This window comes from Kribbella sp. WER1 (genome assembly GCF_054189145.1).
Genome location: NZ_CM135186.1, coordinates 5,651,279 through 5,667,995, shown reverse-complemented (window position 1 = coordinate 5,667,995; position 16,717 = coordinate 5,651,279). Strand labels below are relative to the sequence as shown.

The window sequence follows — 16,717 nt, the reverse complement described above, 5'->3', positions numbered from 1 at the left end:
GTTCAGTGGAAGCTGACGGCCGCGGTGTTTCCGTGGCGGTCGGTGGTGTCGACGACGATCCGCCAACCGGGTCCGCGGCGGGTCGCGGTCACGCCGTCGCCGGTGACGGGCTGGGTCAGGCCCGGTTTGTCGAGGTCGACGGTGACGGAGGTCCGGGTCTGCGTCGGGTCGGAGATCGCGACAGTGTTGCCCGCGACCACGACCGAGGCCGGACCGTCGGCGGTGAGTTCGGCGGCGGTGCCGGCCGACCAGAAGTTGGCAGCCAGGACGTTGTGCAGGCGGATAGCGTGCGCGGTGCCGTCGGCCCGCAGCCGTTGTACCGGAAGCTTTCCGGAAAACGTCTTCGTCTCCGCGAGCGTCGCCGTCGGAAGTTGTATGTAGTAGTAGCCCTGCCCGGCCGGCGCCGTACCGTGGGCGAACCAGACGGTCTGGTACGGCTGGGTGATCACGTCGTCGGTGCCGTACTTGAGGTTGATCTCGCGCCAGGTGGCGGTCCGGTTCTCGCGCAGCGTCTGCACCGGCGTGCGGTCCGGGAAGACGTAGCCGCCCGTGCCCTCGAGGTGGCACCAGCCCGGCGCGGCGGTGAAGGGCTCGTTCCCGGTACGCAGCTTGCGGTTCTCGACGATCGTCTCGACCTCGCCGTCGCCACTGATGTCCGAGCCCACGCAGACCATCACGTCGTCGATCAGGAACCAGCTCTTCAACGCCCGCAGATTCGTCCCGTACCCGCGCAGATCCATGCCGTAGGCACCGATCGTTTTCCCGGGCACCGCCGTACCGCCGACCCAATCGGCCTCGCTGGTACTGCGGAAACCGTACGAGTCGGCGAGTCGCCGGGTGTCCGCCGTTGTCCCCGGCAACCGGTACGGGTCGACGGTCGGCCAGTAGTCGCCGGAGTAGTGGCCGAGGTCGTCGTCGTACAGCAGCACCATCCCGTCGGACAGGTGCCAGCCGTGCAGGTTCTCGTTCTGGATCGACTCGTAGTTGTAGATCCGAGACGAGTACGCGCTGAGCCCGATCGTGAACGCCGGGCGGTGGTGCGCGGCCTTGTCCATCCGCGGGTACTGCTGATGCAGGACCAGTGGGCCGCGAGCGGTCGTGCCCGACGCGAGGATGCCGCGGGCCGCGACCAGGGACGCCGGGTCGGTCACTTTCAGAAAGTTTCGGAAAACGTCTTCGGTGATCCACTGTTTGACGAGCGCGGTCAGCTGCGCGGCGCGTTCGGCCGGCGCGGCCGGGATCAGGCGCAGCGTGCCTTCGATGATCGTCTGGGTGGCCGCGTGGTTCTGCTTGCTGGGACGGGCGATCTCGCGGCCACAGACCGACGCCATCATGTCGCCGCGAACCATCAGCGGGTCGAACGCGTCATTGATCCAGCCGTAGATGTTCTCCAGGTCAGGGTCGGTGACTGCCCAGTCGGTACCTCCGAGCAGATAGAGCAGCGAGGAAAGCGTGCCGAGGAGTTCCTTTCCGTAGCCACCGTTGTACGGGTGCTTGTAGTGCTGCAGGAACGAGCCGTCGCTGTAGAAGCCTTCGCCGGTGCCGTCGACCCGGCCGGGCGCATCATTGAACGCGAGCACGCTGTTAGCGCCGTTGCCCTCGACGTCGCTGATCGCGTCCCGGACGCGGATGAGCGCTGCGGTGTCGCCGTCGATCACCGCGCGGGTCGCTACCACGGTTGCGATCCAGACGCGGTTCGCGCCGGTCGCGATCTGCCGGTCGGCACGCCACAGGTTGGGGTCGGGAGTGTAGTAGTCGATCGCCTGCGTGTACGTCGTACGGACGTCGGCCGAGAGCACGTCGTACAGCAGCACCAGCGTGTCGGCGAACGCGGAGGCGCCACCGATTTCCCAGTCGTAGTCGTTGTCGTACCGCGGGAGGGCCGGGCTGTAACGGTTGGCGTGCATCCACTCCAAGGCGCCGCGGATGTCGTCGGCGACGGAGGCGATTCCCTGGTACGCGGAGCCGTTGGTTGCCCAGGCGACTGCGATCTGCTTGATACGGCGGAAATTGGATGCGACGTGGTTGGAAAGCGTTGTACTTGCGAGATCGGGCCAGAGGGTGGTGCGAGTCGCGGAACGGTCGAGGGTGGCTAGCGCGGACTGCGCCAGGCGATCGACCCGGGCGATCGCGACGGCGAGGTCCGGGTCGGTGGGGTCGACTGTCGGGCCGCCGGTCAGCAGGGTCTGCCAGCGTTGACGGAGTTCGTCGGTGCCGGCGTTGGCGAAGCTGGGCGTCGGTAGGGCGAGGAGCGCTGCACCGCCGAGCGCACCACCAAGAACGGTGCGCCGACGAAGAGTCAGATCTGACATAAGAGTCCTCTCGGAAGAACAGAACCGGTCCGTTGTCGCGCGGGCGCCCACCCGCTCCGCGCACCATCGCCCCACCCACTCCACACACGACCCACACCTGCCCCCGCGCACGCACCCGCTCCGCGCACGCACTCGCCGGCAGATGAACCCCACCCTCTCCACGCGGGACCCGCACCCGCCCACGGGCACACACCCGCTCCGCGCACGCACCCGCGGGCGGATGCACCCTACGCACTCCACGTGGCTCCCCCCACCCGCTCCACGCATGCACCCGCGCCACGTACACATCCCACGGGATGCACACACCACCCCACCCGCTCCGACCCGTTGGCCGTGGGTGGTTGGTGGGCGGCGGAGTGGGTCGGCGAGTGGGTCGGTGAGCGGGGCGGTGGGCGGGGCGGTGGGCGGGGCGGTTGGCAGGCGGAGTTGGTGGGGGCAAGGTGCCGGGGGTGGGTGGGCGAGCGGTCGAGTGGGTGGGAGGTGGAGGTAGTGGGTGAGCGGGGCTGGGGCGAGTGGGGTTGGTGAGGAGCGGGGGCGTAGGTGGGTGGCAGGCGGGGTCGGTGGGTGAGCGAGTGGAGTTGGGTGACGGGCGGGCACGTAGGTGGGTGGCCGGCGAAGTCGATGGGTGAGCGAGTGGAGTTGGGTGTGGGACGGGTGGTGCTGGTGGAATGGCGGGTTGGTCGGGCGGCGGATTGGTGGGGCGGTGGGGTGGTGGGAGGTTTGTTGGTTGGAGGGGTGGGGTGGTGGGCGGGTGTTTGCTGTGGGGGAATCAGAGGGATTGGGCTATTGCCGTGGCGCCGGGTGGGTTGGGGTGGAGGCCGTCGCCGCTGTTGTAGGCGGGGTTGAGTTGGGTGGGGTCGGATGGGTCGCGGAGGGTGGTGTCTACGTCCAGTAGGCGGTCGAAGAGGTGGCCTTCGCGGAGTGCTGTGTTGACGGTGGTGCGGACTTGGTCGAGTTCGGGGATGTAGCGGGTCCAGCCTTTGAAGGGGGCGATCGTCGCGCCGACCACCACGAGATCGTGGTCGTGGGCGCGGCGTACCAGCTGTTCGTAGGCCCGCAGGATCAGCCGTGGATCGGTCTGGCTGGGAGGTTGCTGGATGTCGTTGATGCCGAGGAAAACGACCAGCGTCTGGAGGTTCGGGAGGCTTAGCACATCTCGGTCGAACCGTGACTGACCGCTCGGGCCGAACCGTGGATCGTCAAGCAGAACACGGTTTCCGCTGATTCCGAGATTGGCGACCGCCGGGCGGCGGCGGAAGCGGGCGGCGTACTGGTCGGGCCAGCGGAGGTTTGCGTTGTCGGGAGTGCCGACGCCTTCGGTGATCGAGTCGCCGAGTACTGCGATCGACGGACGGCCGTTGGCCTGTACGTCGACGCCGTTGAGCAGGAAGACGGAGTTGGTCGGGCGGGCGCGGATGTAGCCGGTCGCGTGGACGTTCCGGTGGAAGCTCAGCGGGCCGGTGGGTCCTGGCAGGTACGTGCTGACGACGAGGTCTCCGCCGTCGGGTACGGCGAGCGGTACCGGATCGCTGACCACGGTCGCGCCGGTGGCGAGCAGTACCTCACGCTCGCCGGCGAACAGGACCGGGTGTTCCTTCGGGTGTTGGCCGACGGCAACAGTCACGGGACCGATGACGATCGGCGCTACGCCGAACGGGTTGGCGAATCGCAACCGCAGCCCTGAGCCGTTGGCGCCTGGCGCTGTTCCGGCGGAGAGATGGACGGTGTTGCGGAGGGTCGTCTTGGTGAAGCCCGTGCTCGCGTCCGGGTCGGTGGGCGTCGGCGCGGTCTGAGCGGTCGCCCAGCTCGTCACCCACTGCGCCCGCCCCGCCGACCCCGCCGAGGCGGACGCGGTTGGCGGGTTGGTGAGGGGTGCGCTGAGGAGGGTGGCGGCTGTGGCCGTCAGGAGGGTGCGGCGGGAGGGGGTCGGCATCAGCAGGGAGCTGTCGGGTTGTAGTCGGCGGCGTACGTTCCGACCGAGTTTCCGGCGGTGTTTCCGGACATGGTGTTGCCGCAGACCTGGCCTTGGGGTGTGCGCATGAACTTGATGCCGCCGGCCGCGCTGTTCGTGATGGTATTGCCGTAGATATTGTTGGCGGTGCCATCGGTTTCGGTGTCGCCGCCGAGGCGGATACCGGCGCCGGTGTTGTCGTGGATGGTGTTGTTGCGGAACGTGTTTCCGCTGCCGCGGGCGTCGAGGCCGCCGGAGCTCGGGTCCTTCTGCTGGCTGCAGTCGTTGTTCTCGACAACGTTGGCCGTGGAGTTCTCCTTCACGTCCACGCACTCGTTGCCGTACGTCGCGATCGTGTTGTCGTGGATGCGGTTGTTCCGGCTGCGGTCGGGCTGATCGTCCGGCGCGCCGTTCTTGCCCTGCTGTTCCGGCGCGGTGCCGAGGTAGATGCCCTCACCGTTCTTGCCGCCGTCGTCGAACTTGAAGTCCCACACTCCGCACGGCCCGATGGTGTTGTCGTGGACGTCGGCGTTCGTGACGAGGTACCGCAGCCGGAGGCATTCACTGCCGGCGTTCTTCAACCGCATGTTCCGGATCGTCAGGGTGCCGACGCCGTCGCCGGGCGAGGTGCTCATCACGTACACGAGCTTGTCCCGGTAGCCGTCGATGCTCGACGAAGAACCGTGCAGCCCGTCGACCGTGAACCCGTCCAGCGTCACGCCGTCGTGCTGGACCTGGACGATCCGCGAGTTCCCAGCGCCCTTGACGACCGCGGTGGACGGCCCGGTGATCGTGACGCCGGAGCGGACCGTGACGACGTCCTGCAGATAGGTGCCTGAGGCAAGATGTACGGTCGCGCCGCGCGGGGCGGTGTCAAGCGCTTTCTGAATCGTGGCGAACGGGTTTCCTGCCGACGTACCGGCATTGGTGTCGCTGCCGGACGGGGCGACGTAGTAGTCGGTTGCGGCGTGGGCCGGTACTGCGGGCAGCGCAAGGGCGAGGCCGAGGAACAGGATCGGGACGGCTCTGGACATGGTGGTCCTCCTGATAGGGCGGTTGGAAGTGCCTATGCGCGGTCGGCGACGAGCAAGCCGACCAGAACCGGAACGGTGGTGCCGAGCAGCAGGGGACCCGCTGGGACGACCAGCGAGAAAACGGGTGCGGAAACTGCCGCGCCGAGGAGCGCCGTGCCGCGCGGGACGGACGTGAACGCGAGCCGGAACGCGGTACGACGCCACTCCGCGACGGAACCGGACGGTTTCCGGGCGGCGGCGACGGCGAGCGCGAGGTGGTAGGTGATCGCGGCGGCGAGCAGACCCAGGTGGATCATGAACAGGGTGACGGCGAGAACGCCGGAGCGGCCGGAGAGGAACGTCAGGTTGCTGACGGCAACTACCACGGCAACGGCGGCCAGGATCGAATGCGGAAGCAGTGGGCGCCAGTACGTGCGGCAACCGACGAAGACGCCGGTGAAGCAGCGCGCGTCACCGTCTGTCCGCCAGCGCTCCAACGCGAATCCGACCGCCGCCAACGCCGGCAGCCAGGTGACGACGCCCAACGCCAGGACAACGAACGCAGCACCCGCCGTGGCCGGAGCAGATACCCACCCCAGCCACTGCAGTCCCCGTCGTCCTAATCGCACCCCCATCCCGTCCCCGGCGGATCTTGCCGAGACGGCGGCTGGAGCGGTCATCGTCCAGGCTCCGCGGGGACGGTGATGCGGCGTGTGGGGGTCTGAATGACGGCTCGCGCCGCACTGGTTGAGGCGGGCTGGCTGAGACGGCCTTCGGCGTCGGGTAGGAACACGGTTTCGTCTGCGAAGGCGATGGCGTTTCCGTGAGTGATCGAGATCGGCCGCGCTGTGGGTAGGACGGGGTGGAGGGCGGAGGTCGGCTCGATGGTGGTGAGGAGGGTGGCGGTTCGGGTGTGACGGGCGGTCGCTCGGAGGGTGTGCATGGTGCGGGTCAGGCGGAGGCTCGGGGTGCTGGAGGTCGGGTTGGCTTCCACCTCAGTGACCGCCGGCTCCACCTCGAGCGGCGTGTGCAGTAGGACCCACGCCTGCGCCGAGCCGGAGCGGAGCGCGATCTGGTCGCCGTACTCGATCGGCCAGTCCGCGTGCAACAACAGCGTCCAGTCGCGCGGGGTGTCCGCGGCGCAGTGGTCGAGCAGGACGATCCGGCCGGCCGGTGTGAAGACGAGGGTGCGGTCGAGGCGGGTGATGCCCAGCTCAGGCGGGTACATGGCGGCGATCCGCGCCGTCGCGTGCGCCATCCCGTCGACCGCGAGTACGTCGACCATTTCCGCCTGACGCTCGTACGGGATCCCCTTGTAGACGTGGTACCGGTCTTCGTCGGCGAAGCCCTGGCCGTCGACCAGGATGAGGTTGTGGTCTCCGGCGCGCTTGCGGTTGCTGTATCCCTCGTCGACCGCCAGGAACGCACCGCGTGACGTCAGTACGAACGAACCGGCGTCCGGATGATGATGCCCAGCGCTCAGCGTGTCCCAGCCGCGCTCGCGGTCCAGCTTGTGCGACGTCTCCCATGCCTGGTGCCCGCCGCCCGGCGCTGCCTTGAACGACACCATAGTTGCCTCGTCGTCCCATCCGGTGCGGGCAGTGACCAGACCGAGGTCCGGGAAGTACGCGGACAGCGGAGCGGTCTGAGCGGGATCGACCGGCGGCAGCGAGTCGTCGTACCAGAGCATTTCCTGGTACGCCTCCGGCATCACGCCGGGCTTCACGCCGCTCGCGTACGCCTCCCGCCAGAAGAAACGTTCGGAAACCGTGTTCGCGAGCCATTGCGCCTCGCCGATCCGGTACGCCGCCGCGAGTTTCCGGTACAGCGCGACGCTGTGCCCGCTCCGCCGGTCGTGGCAGTCACCGTGGTCGATGTTCTCCTCGAACCCCGGCGCGCACTGCTGAAGCCGGTAGGAAAACGTGTTCTCGAGGAACGGGCAGCGTTTCCACCAGTCGAGTCCCTCCTGGTCCTGGAGCAGATCGAGGTACGTCGCCAGCCACGGCACGCCGTACCGCCAGTAGACGACGCCCTCCATGTCGGACCCGTCCGCAGGGAGCAGGTCGATCACGGTCGCGAAGTTCGACCGGGCGCGGTCGGTCCACTCGGTACGATCGAGCGCGTACCCGGCCGCGGCCAGCCCCGTGTAGCAGATCCAGTTGTGGTTCTGCCAGTACGACGAACTCCACCACGAGCCCTCGGACTCGACGGCGAACTCGTACAGCCGGCTCCCCTGCAACTCGAGCTTGGCCCGCAGCTCCGCCGCGAGCTCGAAGTCGTCGCCGAGCCACGTCGACGCGAGCGACAACCCGTGCAGCAACCAGCCCGCGTCGAGGTCGTGGTCCGGCATGTGTGCCTTGCCCCAGTGCGGGAACCCGATCGCGGCCGAGATCCAGCGGGCGGCTTCGGCGCGGTATCCCTCGTTTCCGGTCAGCCGGAAAGCGAGTGCGAGATTTGCCGCGGCCGGGCCGAAGTAGGTGATGCTCGCGGACGGATGCTCGGTCGGCGGGGTCTGCGTGCGGTACCAGTCGCACTGCTCGCGGAGCCGGCGCCATTGGGCGGCGTAGCGCCCGTCCAGGCCGGTCCGGAGCTCGTCGATGCGGGCGTCATACATCGGTGATCCTCTCGGCGAGGTCGTCGTCGATCGGGGTGGTCGAGTACACGGAGCAGAACGTCGCCGACGTACCGGTGACCGTCCAGTCGATCCAGGTCCGGGACCGTTGCGGGTCGTCCGCCGGACCCGGACCGGGCCGGGTCACCGGTACGCCGTCACCGCGGTGGTACCCGTACAGCGTCTCGTCGCCGGTCCACGTGGTGCGGGTCGCCTGCGGGCCGACCGCGACGGTCAGGTCGACGTCGGGGCGGAACTGGAGGACGATCTCGCGCTCGCGGTCGGCCGTCACCCGGACGACGTCTAGCAGATAGTTGTCAGCGGCAATCAGCTGGCGGGTGGCGTGGACGCCGTCGTACCAGCCGGAAACCGTTGCGGAAATCGAGTTTCCTTCGCGGGAAACGGTGCCGGTCGCCTCGGCGGGTTCGAGGCCGTCGATGCGGATCGTGGGATGCGAGACGACAGACTTGTAGTGAGTACGCCATTGCGCATGCCCGTACGGAACCTGGCCGGGGTCCGGCTGCCAGGGGGTGGTGGCGCCGTACAGGTAGAGCGCGAGCTTGTCGTGGTGGCCGTGCGAGCCCCCGTGCGGACCGTGGTCGAGGATCGCGTGGATGCCGGCGGTACGGACCACGGCGTACGTCGAGTCGGGTCCGCGGACCGGAAGCGAACCACCGCGGGGTGCACCGCTGAACCAGCCGTCGGCCCTGTCCTCCAAGCCGTCATAGTCAGACCCGACCTCCGCGCGGGCGTACTCCGCGACGGTGGTCAGATCGACGGCGGAGGTGAACTGCCGGGCGAGCGCGGCGATCTCCAACCATTCGAGAGCCAGCGGGAGCCGGCTGTACGGCCCATCGTGCAGGGCAGGCAGAACGCCGCCCGGAGTGGCGATGCCGGCGAGGGCAGCCAGCATCATCTCCAACTGGTCCGGCACGGCGGCCGGGTCGTACCCCCGCAGGCTCAGCAGGTAAGCCCGCAGGACGAACCCGTGGTAATACGTGCTGCCTTCCCACTCCCAGCCGTCGTCACCGGTCGACACGGCCAGGTGCGCGAATTGGCCGCGCTCGCCGGTCAGCCATTCCTCGGCACCGTCCCACGCGGTGCCACGAACGGCAGCCGCCGCCTGGCTCGCGGTCGTACCGAGAGCGTTGAACCAGGCGGTGTAGTTCGACAAGAACTTGTCCTGGGCAACCATCGCGTCCCGCGCCCGCCGCGCCCCGGCCACCATGTCGTCGAGCATCCCCAGCGTCTCGCCCAACTCCGGCGCGCCGCCGGTCCTCGCTGCGAGGTTCTGGATCGCGTGCGCGATCGGCACGCCCCACACCGCATCCGTCAACGCCTGATGGAACAGCCGCCCGCGCTGCATCCAGTCCTGCGCCTGCTCGTGCTCACCTTCCTTGGTCAGCTCGAGGTACAGCCGCGCGTACGACGCGAGCAGGTCCGTGCCACCCCCGTCGTACGACAGCAACCGGATCCGCCGCGCCCAGAAGTGATGCGCGAGCACCGTCCACGCGCCGCGCACCGCGGGAGTGTCGACCCGGCACCCGTAGGAACACGGAACACCGCTCGCCGGAAAGTTTCCGGTTTCGAAGCCGACGTGCAACAGTTCGACACCGTGCGCCGGGCACACGTACTCGTGCCACCAGCCGCCGCGTTCGGTCGGGGGATTCATCGGGGCCACGTGCCACCGTCGATGTCAATGGTGATCCCGGTCAGGTACCCGGTCGCGGGAAGCGCCAGGAAGCGCACCGCGTTCGCGACGTCCTCGACCTGCCCAGCGCGGCCGATCGGCGTACCGGCGACCATGTTCGCCTGCGCCTCCGTGGTGGAAAACGTTTGATGAAACGCGGTTTCCGCGATGTACCCGGGCGCGACCGAGTTGACAGTGATGCCGCGCGGACCGAGCTCCTTCGCGAGTCCCTTGGTGAACCCGCGGATCCCGGCCTTGGCTGCCGCGTACACCACCGACCCGGGCCCGCCGCCGTTGTGCGCGGCGAGCGACGCCATCGTGATGATCCGCGGGTTCGCCGACTGCGCGAGGTGCGGGATCGCGGCCCGCGTGGTCCGGAACGTGGCGCCGAGGTTCACGTCCACCACCTGCTGGTAGTGCTCGTCGGTCATCTCCTCGACCTTGACCCGGCCGATCAGGTGGCCGGCGTTGCAGACCAGCACGTCGAGCCCGCCGAGGAACCCGACGGCCTCGTCGAGCAGCCGGTCGACCTCCGTCGTCGAGGTCACGTCGGCACCGACCGAAATCGCTTTCCGGCCGAGTTTCTCGATGTCGGAAACCGTCTGCGCGGCGGCGTCCGCGGACTTCCCGTAGTGCACGACGACGTCCGCCCCGGCCGCCGCCAGGCCGAGTGCGATCCCGCGGCCGATACCGTGCCCGGCGCCGGTGACCAGCGCGCGTGTGCCCTGCAGTTCCATAGAACGTTCTCCTAAGGTGATTGTCATTTGATGCCCGCGTTCGCGAACCCTTGGACGAAGTAGCGCTGCCCGATCAGGAACAGCACGACCATCGGTACTGTGGCCAGCGTGGTCCCGGCCATCAGGAACGCCCACTGGGTGTCGTTCTCGGTACGGAACACGGACAGCCCGACCTGGATCACCCGCAGGCTGTCGCTCTTGGTCACCAGCAGTGGCCAGAGGAAGTTGTTCCACGACCCCTCGAAGGTGAGCAGCGCGACCGTGATGAACGCCGGCTTCACCAGCGGGGTCATGATCCGGGCGTAGATCCCGAACTCGCCGAGGCCGTCCAGCCGGGCGGCCTCCTCCAGCTCGACCGGCAGGTCCAGGTAGAACTGCCGGAACAGGAACACCGAGAACGGACTGACCGCGCCCGGGATGATCAGCGCCGACCAGCTGTCCAGCCACCCGGTGCCGCCCTGGCCCAGGATGTCGTTCCCACCGAACAGCGGCATGAACCGCACGATCAGGAACTCCGGCAGGATCTTCGTGTACGTCGGAATCATCAGCGCCCCGACGAACCCGAGGAAGATCAGCGAACTGCCCCGGAACCGCAGCCGCGCCAGCGCGTACCCGGCCATCGACGCGATCACCACGTTCAGCAGCGTATGGCTTGCCGCGATCACGAAGCTGTTTCGCGCGTACGTCGCGAACGGCGCGGCCCGCAACGCGTCCGCATAGTTGCCGAAGGCCCAGTGCGTCGGCAGCAGCCGGGGCGGTACGGCGGCGATGTCGCCGGGCGTCTTCACCGACGTCAGCAGCATCCAGACGAACGGCACGATCATCACCAGGGAGATCGCGATCAGTGTCAGGTACAGCGCGATGCGGCCGGCGCGGGCCCGGCCGGCTGTGTCAACGGGTGGCACGGTCACCTCCGGTGATCCGCCGGTTCATCAGGGTCAGGAACAGCAGCAGCGCGAACAGCACCAGGCTCTGCGCGCACGCGTACCCCATCCGGAACTCCCGGAACGCGGACTTGTAGATCTCGTACGTCATCATCGTGGTGCTGTTCGCCGGGCCGCCGTCGGTCAGGATGTACACCTGGTCGAAGGACTGGAACGCCCCGATCACCGAGGTCACGAACACGAAGAACGTTGCCGGTCGCAACAACGGCACGGTGAGGCTGAAGAACTGCCGGACCTTCGACGCGCCGTCCACCGACGCTGCCTCGTACAGGTCGACCGGCAGGCTCTGCAGGGCGGCCAGGTAGATCAGCATCTTCAGCCCGATGCCCTGCCAGATCCCGACCACGATCACCGCGGGCATCGCCCAGCCGGTCGAAGACAGCCAGGCCGGTCCGTCCAGTCCGAGGAACGACAGGACGGCATTCGCGAGGCCGCTGCGCGGGTCGTAGATCCACAGCCAGACCAGCGCCACCGCGATCGTTGCGGTGACCTGCGGGATGAAGATCGCGGTTCGGAAGATCGCTCGCCCGGCCAGCTTGGTGTTCAGCATCAGCGCGATCAGCAGCGCGATTCCCATCGCGACCGGGACCGTGAAGAACGTGTAGATGCTGGTGTTCAGTACGGCCCTGCGGAAAACGTTGTCGGAAACCAGGTCGCGGAAGTTCTGCAGACCGGTGAACCGCGGCGGTGTGAGGACGTCGTACGACGTGAAGCTCAGCACCACCGCGGCGACCAGTGGGATGCCGATCCAGATCAGCGCGTGGACCAGGGCGGGAGCGACCATCAGAAGGCCCGCCCGGCGCCGGGCCCGGGCGAGGCCCCCGCGCGGTGCGGCTGGGCCTGCCGGTGGGGCACCGATGCGGCCTGCCCTACCCGCGGACCAGCCGCGGAATCCACGCCGTCGCCCGGCGGCGGTGGCGGTGGTCGCGCCGGCGCCGGTGGTCACGGCCCCGGCGGCGGTCGCGGCGACGGTCGCGGCGACGGTCGCGGCGACGGTTCCGGCAGCGGTTCCGGCAGCAGCGGGCACGGCAGCGGCGGTCCCGACCGTGGCAGCGGCTGCGGCTCCGGCTCCGGCTCCGGCTCCGGCTGCAGCGGTCCCGGCAGCGGCAGCGGCAGCGGCAGCGGCAGCGGCAGCGGCAGCGGCAGCGGGCACGATGGGTCGGATCACAGTCGGGAGATCGCTTCCTTGCTCAGGTTCGCGAGGTCGTCGATCGCTTCCTTCGCGGACTTCTTGCCGACCACCGCGGTCTCCAGCGTGGTCTTGATCTTCTCCCGGATCTCCATCCAGGCGGCGGTCCCGCCCTCGGACCGGGCCTTGCTCATGTTGTCCAGGGCAAGCTTGACGAAACCGTTTTCCTGCACGTAGTCCGACGTCCGCAGGTTCTGGACGCCCGGCACCGAGCCGCGCTGCTGGGCGGTCGGCAGGATCGATTCCGGCGAACCCATGAACTCGACCAGCGCCTGCGCCGCGGCTGCGTGCTTGGTCGAGGCCGAGCGCGACACCATCGTCCCGCCCTGCAACATCGCGGGGACCTTGTTGGCCAGGATGAAGGCGCCGACCTTGTCGTCCTTCAGCAGCTCGGGCGTCTGCTGCTGCAGCTGCACCCAGAGCGAGTTGTTCGCCATCATCATCGCGGCCCGCCCCTGCTGCAGCGTGCTCGGCTGACCGGCAGACGACTTGAACGAGTAGTCGGCGGACTTGTCCTTGATCACGTCCAGGAACAGCTGCAACGCCTCGACGCCGCGGTCGTCGTCGAACTTGACCTGCTGGCCGCTGTCGTCGAACAGGTTGCCGTCGTTGGCGAAGAGGAACGTCTCCCAGCACTGCCGGAGATCGATCGAGAACGGGTCGAACCCGACCCGTGTCAGCTTGCCGGAGCCGTCCGCGCGGGCGAGTTCCTTCGCCACCGCCCGCAGTTCGTCCCAGTCCTTCGGCGGCGCCTTGATGCCGGCCTCGGCGAACATGTCCTTGCGGTACGTGACGATCCGGGTGTCGAGCACCATCGGCAGCGCGTACAGCTTGCCGTCGAACCGCGACGGCTCCAGCACACGGTCCTCGTAGTCGTACCGCTTGGCCAGGTCGTCCGGCAGCGGCGCGAGCACCTTCTTGTGCGCGAACGGCGGGATCCAGCCGACGCCGAGCATCACGACGTCCGGCATCAGGCCGCCGGCCAGGCTCGTGGTGAGCTTCTCGTTCAGCGCGCTGTAGTTCGTGTAGTCGACCTTGACGGTGACCTTCGGGTTCTTCTGCTGGAACGCCGGCAGCAGCTTGCCCTCGAGCAGCTGCTTGCCGGAACTGCCCTCGAACAGCGGGGTGAGCAGCGTGATCTCACCTTCGACGGGTCCGTCGGCGGCCGCCTGGCTGTTACCGCCGGAGGACGCGGAGCACCCGGTGGCGGCGGCGACCGCGCCGAGCCCCAGGGCTGTCAGGACTGATCTGCGGGTGTACTCCATGGCGCGCCTTTCGTGGTGCTGCGGAAGGGGGTTGGTGCAACGATCTACCAGCCGGAGCGGCGCAGTTATGCGAGGCTGGTGCAACGATGCACCGCATGCTAGAAACGGATTTCGTACGGCGTCAAGAGGTCGGCACCGATGAACCGTCTCTGGACTTTCGGCGGATCCTGATGCATCGTTGCACCGAGATACGGCAACACCACGGGGTGACAGAATGCGCGGGTGGGCGGTGAATTGAGAACTGGTGAGGTGACGATCCAGCAGGTCGCGACCGAGGCGGGCGTCTCGCCGAGCACGGTGTCGAACCTGCTCAACGGGCGCGGCCACCGGATGCTCCCGGAGACGCGGCAGCGGATCGAGCGCGCGATCGACAAGCTCGGCTACCGGCCGAACCGGGCGGCCCGGCAACTGCGGACCGGCCGGACCACCACGATCGGACTGGTGGTGCCTTCGGTCGGCAACCCGTTCTGGGGTGCGCTCGCCCGGCACCTGGAGTCCGCCGCGCTGGCTGAGGGGTACCACGTCCTGCTCTGCAATTCCGAGCGTGATCCCCGCCGCGAACGCGACTACATCGACGAGCTGTGGGCCGACGGCGTCCACGGAGTCGTCCTGTGTTCGTCGCTGCCGTCGCTCGAACACGTGATGCCGCTGGTGGAACGCGGGCTGCAACTCGTGGCCTTCGACCGTACGTCGCAGGCGGGCGACCCAGCGTCGCTCGTGAGCATCAGCGTCGACAACGCGATCGGCAGCCAGCTCGCGACCCAGCACCTGACCGAGCTCGGGCACCGCCGGCTGGCCTTCGTGTCCGGCGCGCTCGCCAGCGTCAACCGCAAGGAGCGGTACCGCGGGTTCACGGCCGCGCTCGAGCAGGCCGGCCTCGATCCGGCGACCTCCGTCCGTGCACCGGTCAAGGGCGACGCGGACGACTTCGGCGACGTCGAGGCGTCCGAGCTCGGGCGTTCGGCGGCGGCGGAACTGCTCGCGCTGGAGGAGCCGCCGACCGGGATCGTCGCGATCAACGACATGTGCGCGCTCGGCGTCTGCCGCGGCCTGCGTGACGGCGGGCTCGAGGTCGGCAAGGACGTGTCGGTGGTCGGGTTCGACGACATCGTGCTCGCGGACCTGTACGCGCCGACGCTCACCACGGTCCGGCAGCCGATGAAGGAGATGGCCGCCGCCGCTTTCGCCCAGCTCAAGGCCCGACTGGAGAACTCCGGCCCGACGCAGGGTCAGTCGCTGCTGTTCCGCCCGGAGCTGATCGTCCGCGAATCCACAGCCGCGCCCGCGTAAAGTACAGCCGTGCAACGGATCTCGACGCGGAACGCCAGGTTCCAGGTATGGCAGGCGTCCCTGACCAACCGGACCAAGCGGCAGCGCTCGGGCGAGTTCCTGGTCCAGGGCGTACGCCCGATTTCGGTTGCTGTCGACAACGGCTGGCCGGTCCGGACGGTCATCCACGACGCGTCCCGCCCCTTGTCCCGCTGGGCATCCGAGCTGCTCCAACGGTTGCCGAACGTCGAACGGGTCGCGATGGCGCCCGAGCTGCTCGCCGAGCTCGGCGAGAAGGACGACCCGGAGCTGATCGCCGTACTCGGACTGCCGCCTGACGATCTGGCGAGGATCCCGGTCGGCCCGGACTTCCTCGGTGTCGTGTTCGACCGGCCGACCGGTCCCGGGAACATCGGGTCGATCATCCGGTCCGCCGACGCGTTCGGCGCCGACGGCGTGATCGTGACCGGCCACGCGGCCGACGTGTACGACCCGAAGGCGGTCCGCGCGACGACGGGTTCGCTGTTCGCGGTCCCTGCCGTCCGCGCGCCCTCACACCGCGAGGTGCTCGACTGGGTACGCCGGTCGCCGGTCGTGGTCGTCGGCACCGACGAGCACGGCACGACCGACGTCTACGACTTCGACTTCACCCAGCCGGTGCTGCTGCTGATCGGCAACGAGACGGCCGGCCTCAGTACGGCGTGGCGCGAGGCAGCCGACCACCTGGTCCGGATCCCGATCACGGGCTCCGCCAGCTCGCTCAACGCCGCCAACGCCGCGACCGCGGTGCTGTACGAGATCTCCCGGCAGCGGTCACGCCGTACACAGTAGTTCGCCGTGCAGGATCGAGATCCAGCCGTCAGGGTCGGCCGTCCAGGTCTGCCAGGCCTCGGAGATCCCGGTCAGTGTCTCCTCGGGTACGCCGGCCGCGCGGGCCTGGTCGGCGAGCGCTGACTTCAGGATCCGGTCGGTCCACATCCCGCCCCAGAAGGCACGGTCCTCCGGGTTGGTGAACGCCCAGGTGGACGTGGTCGCCTCGACCTCTTCGAACCCGGCGGCGTGCGCCCAGGCGAGCAGCCGACGCCCGGCGTCCGGCTCGCCCTTGTTGGCGCGCGCCATCCGCTGATACAGGTCCATCCACTCGTCGAGCTCCGGCAGCGCCGGATACCAGACGAAGGCGTGGTAGTCGGAGTCGCGGACCGCGACGATCCCGCCCGGCTTGCACACACGGCGCATCTCGCGCAGTGCCTGCACCGGATCGGCGACGTGCTGCAGCACCTGGTGCGCGTGCACCACGTCGTACGTGTCGTCGGGCAGGTCGAGTGCGTGCACGTCGCCGACCACGAACTCCACGTCGACGTCGACGTTCTCGAACGCCTTCCGGGTGAGGTCCAGCGCCTCGGCGTTCGCCTCGAGCGCGGTGGTCCGGCCGGGCTCGACCAGGCGGGCCAGGTCGGCGGTGATGGTGCCGGGCCCGGCGCCGACGTCGAGCAGCGACATCCCGGGACGCAGGTGCGGCAGCAGGTATCCGGCGGAGTTCTCCGCGGTCCGCCAACGGTGTGAGCGCAGTACCGACTCGTGATGGCCGTGGGTGTACACGTTGTTCATCTGAGGCTCCTTTGCCTTCGCCAACAGTGTCACGCTAGCGCAGAGTCTTGCTAAATGAGACATATTGTCTCGCTATATGGTCAGCATTGATGACCGAATATGGCCGGACGAACCGCCGCGCGCAGGCG

Annotated in this window: 13 protein-coding genes; 2 read left to right on the top strand and 11 right to left on the bottom strand. The window is 68.6% G+C overall.

Going from position 1 to position 16,717, the window contains the following annotated elements:
• Positions 1–2 precede the first annotated feature (2 nt).
• The 10 genes from ACXJJ3_RS27520 to ACXJJ3_RS27475 all read right to left on the bottom strand — a co-directional run bounded on the left by ACXJJ3_RS27520 (position 3) and on the right by ACXJJ3_RS27475 (position 13,712).
• Entirely contained in the window at positions 3–2,312 is a 2,310-nt protein-coding gene (locus ACXJJ3_RS27520) for a polysaccharide lyase 8 family protein (RefSeq protein WP_458164744.1), read from the bottom strand.
• 769 nt (positions 2,313–3,081) lie between these two features.
• Positions 3,082–4,245, bottom strand: coding sequence for a GDSL-type esterase/lipase family protein (locus ACXJJ3_RS27515; protein WP_458164743.1), 1,164 nt, complete (start codon positions 4,243–4,245; stop codon positions 3,082–3,084).
• Positions 4,245–5,297, bottom strand: a complete 1,053-nt coding sequence (locus ACXJJ3_RS27510; protein WP_458164742.1) for a right-handed parallel beta-helix repeat-containing protein — start codon at positions 5,295–5,297, stop codon at positions 4,245–4,247. The genes ACXJJ3_RS27515 and ACXJJ3_RS27510 overlap by 1 nt, the downstream gene beginning before the upstream one ends.
• A 32-nt stretch (positions 5,298–5,329) precedes the next feature.
• A complete protein-coding gene (locus ACXJJ3_RS27505; RefSeq protein ID WP_458164741.1) occupies positions 5,330–5,956 on the bottom strand; it encodes a hypothetical protein in 627 nt (208 codons plus the stop codon).
• Positions 5,953–7,890 (bottom strand): hypothetical protein, encoded by a 1,938-nt coding sequence (locus tag ACXJJ3_RS27500; RefSeq protein WP_458164740.1) that lies wholly within the window; start codon positions 7,888–7,890, stop codon positions 5,953–5,955. The genes ACXJJ3_RS27505 and ACXJJ3_RS27500 overlap by 4 nt, the downstream gene beginning before the upstream one ends.
• Entirely contained in the window at positions 7,883–9,559 is a 1,677-nt protein-coding gene (locus ACXJJ3_RS27495) for a heparinase II/III domain-containing protein (RefSeq protein ID WP_458164739.1), read from the bottom strand. Before ACXJJ3_RS27495 ends, ACXJJ3_RS27500 begins: the two co-directional genes overlap by 8 nt.
• The gene (locus ACXJJ3_RS27490; protein ID WP_458164738.1) at positions 9,556–10,314 is read right to left on the bottom strand and encodes an SDR family NAD(P)-dependent oxidoreductase; all 759 of its coding nucleotides are present in this window, start codon (positions 10,312–10,314) and stop codon (positions 9,556–9,558) included. Before ACXJJ3_RS27490 ends, ACXJJ3_RS27495 begins: the two co-directional genes overlap by 4 nt.
• A 23-nt stretch (positions 10,315–10,337) precedes the next feature.
• Complete coding sequence (locus ACXJJ3_RS27485; RefSeq protein WP_458164737.1) at positions 10,338–11,219, bottom strand: carbohydrate ABC transporter permease; 882 nt, start codon at positions 11,217–11,219, stop codon at positions 10,338–10,340.
• The gene (locus tag ACXJJ3_RS27480; protein ID WP_458164736.1) at positions 11,206–12,285 is read right to left on the bottom strand and encodes a carbohydrate ABC transporter permease; all 1,080 of its coding nucleotides are present in this window, start codon (positions 12,283–12,285) and stop codon (positions 11,206–11,208) included. Before ACXJJ3_RS27480 ends, ACXJJ3_RS27485 begins: the two co-directional genes overlap by 14 nt.
• A 137-nt stretch (positions 12,286–12,422) precedes the next feature.
• Positions 12,423–13,712 carry an ABC transporter substrate-binding protein gene (locus ACXJJ3_RS27475; protein ID WP_458164735.1) on the bottom strand — a complete coding sequence of 430 codons (1,290 nt, stop codon included), beginning with the start codon at positions 13,710–13,712 and terminating at the stop codon, positions 12,423–12,425.
• A gap of 249 nt (positions 13,713–13,961) precedes the next feature.
• Here ACXJJ3_RS27475 and ACXJJ3_RS27470 point away from each other — a divergent pair, with 249 nt between their 5' ends.
• Together ACXJJ3_RS27470 and ACXJJ3_RS27465 are read left to right on the top strand one after the other, a co-directional pair.
• Positions 13,962–15,002, top strand: a complete 1,041-nt coding sequence (locus ACXJJ3_RS27470; RefSeq protein WP_458164734.1) for a LacI family DNA-binding transcriptional regulator — start codon at positions 13,962–13,964, stop codon at positions 15,000–15,002.
• A 9-nt stretch (positions 15,003–15,011) separates the two neighbouring features.
• Positions 15,012–15,812 carry a TrmH family RNA methyltransferase gene (locus tag ACXJJ3_RS27465; RefSeq protein ID WP_458164733.1) on the top strand — a complete coding sequence of 267 codons (801 nt, stop codon included), beginning with the start codon at positions 15,012–15,014 and terminating at the stop codon, positions 15,810–15,812.
• Here ACXJJ3_RS27465 and ACXJJ3_RS27460 read toward each other — a convergent pair.
• On the bottom strand, positions 15,795–16,589 hold the full coding sequence (locus ACXJJ3_RS27460; protein WP_458164732.1) for a class I SAM-dependent methyltransferase: 795 nt from the start codon (positions 16,587–16,589) through the stop codon (positions 15,795–15,797). The genes ACXJJ3_RS27465 and ACXJJ3_RS27460 overlap by 18 nt on opposite strands.
• Positions 16,590–16,717 lie beyond the last annotated feature (128 nt).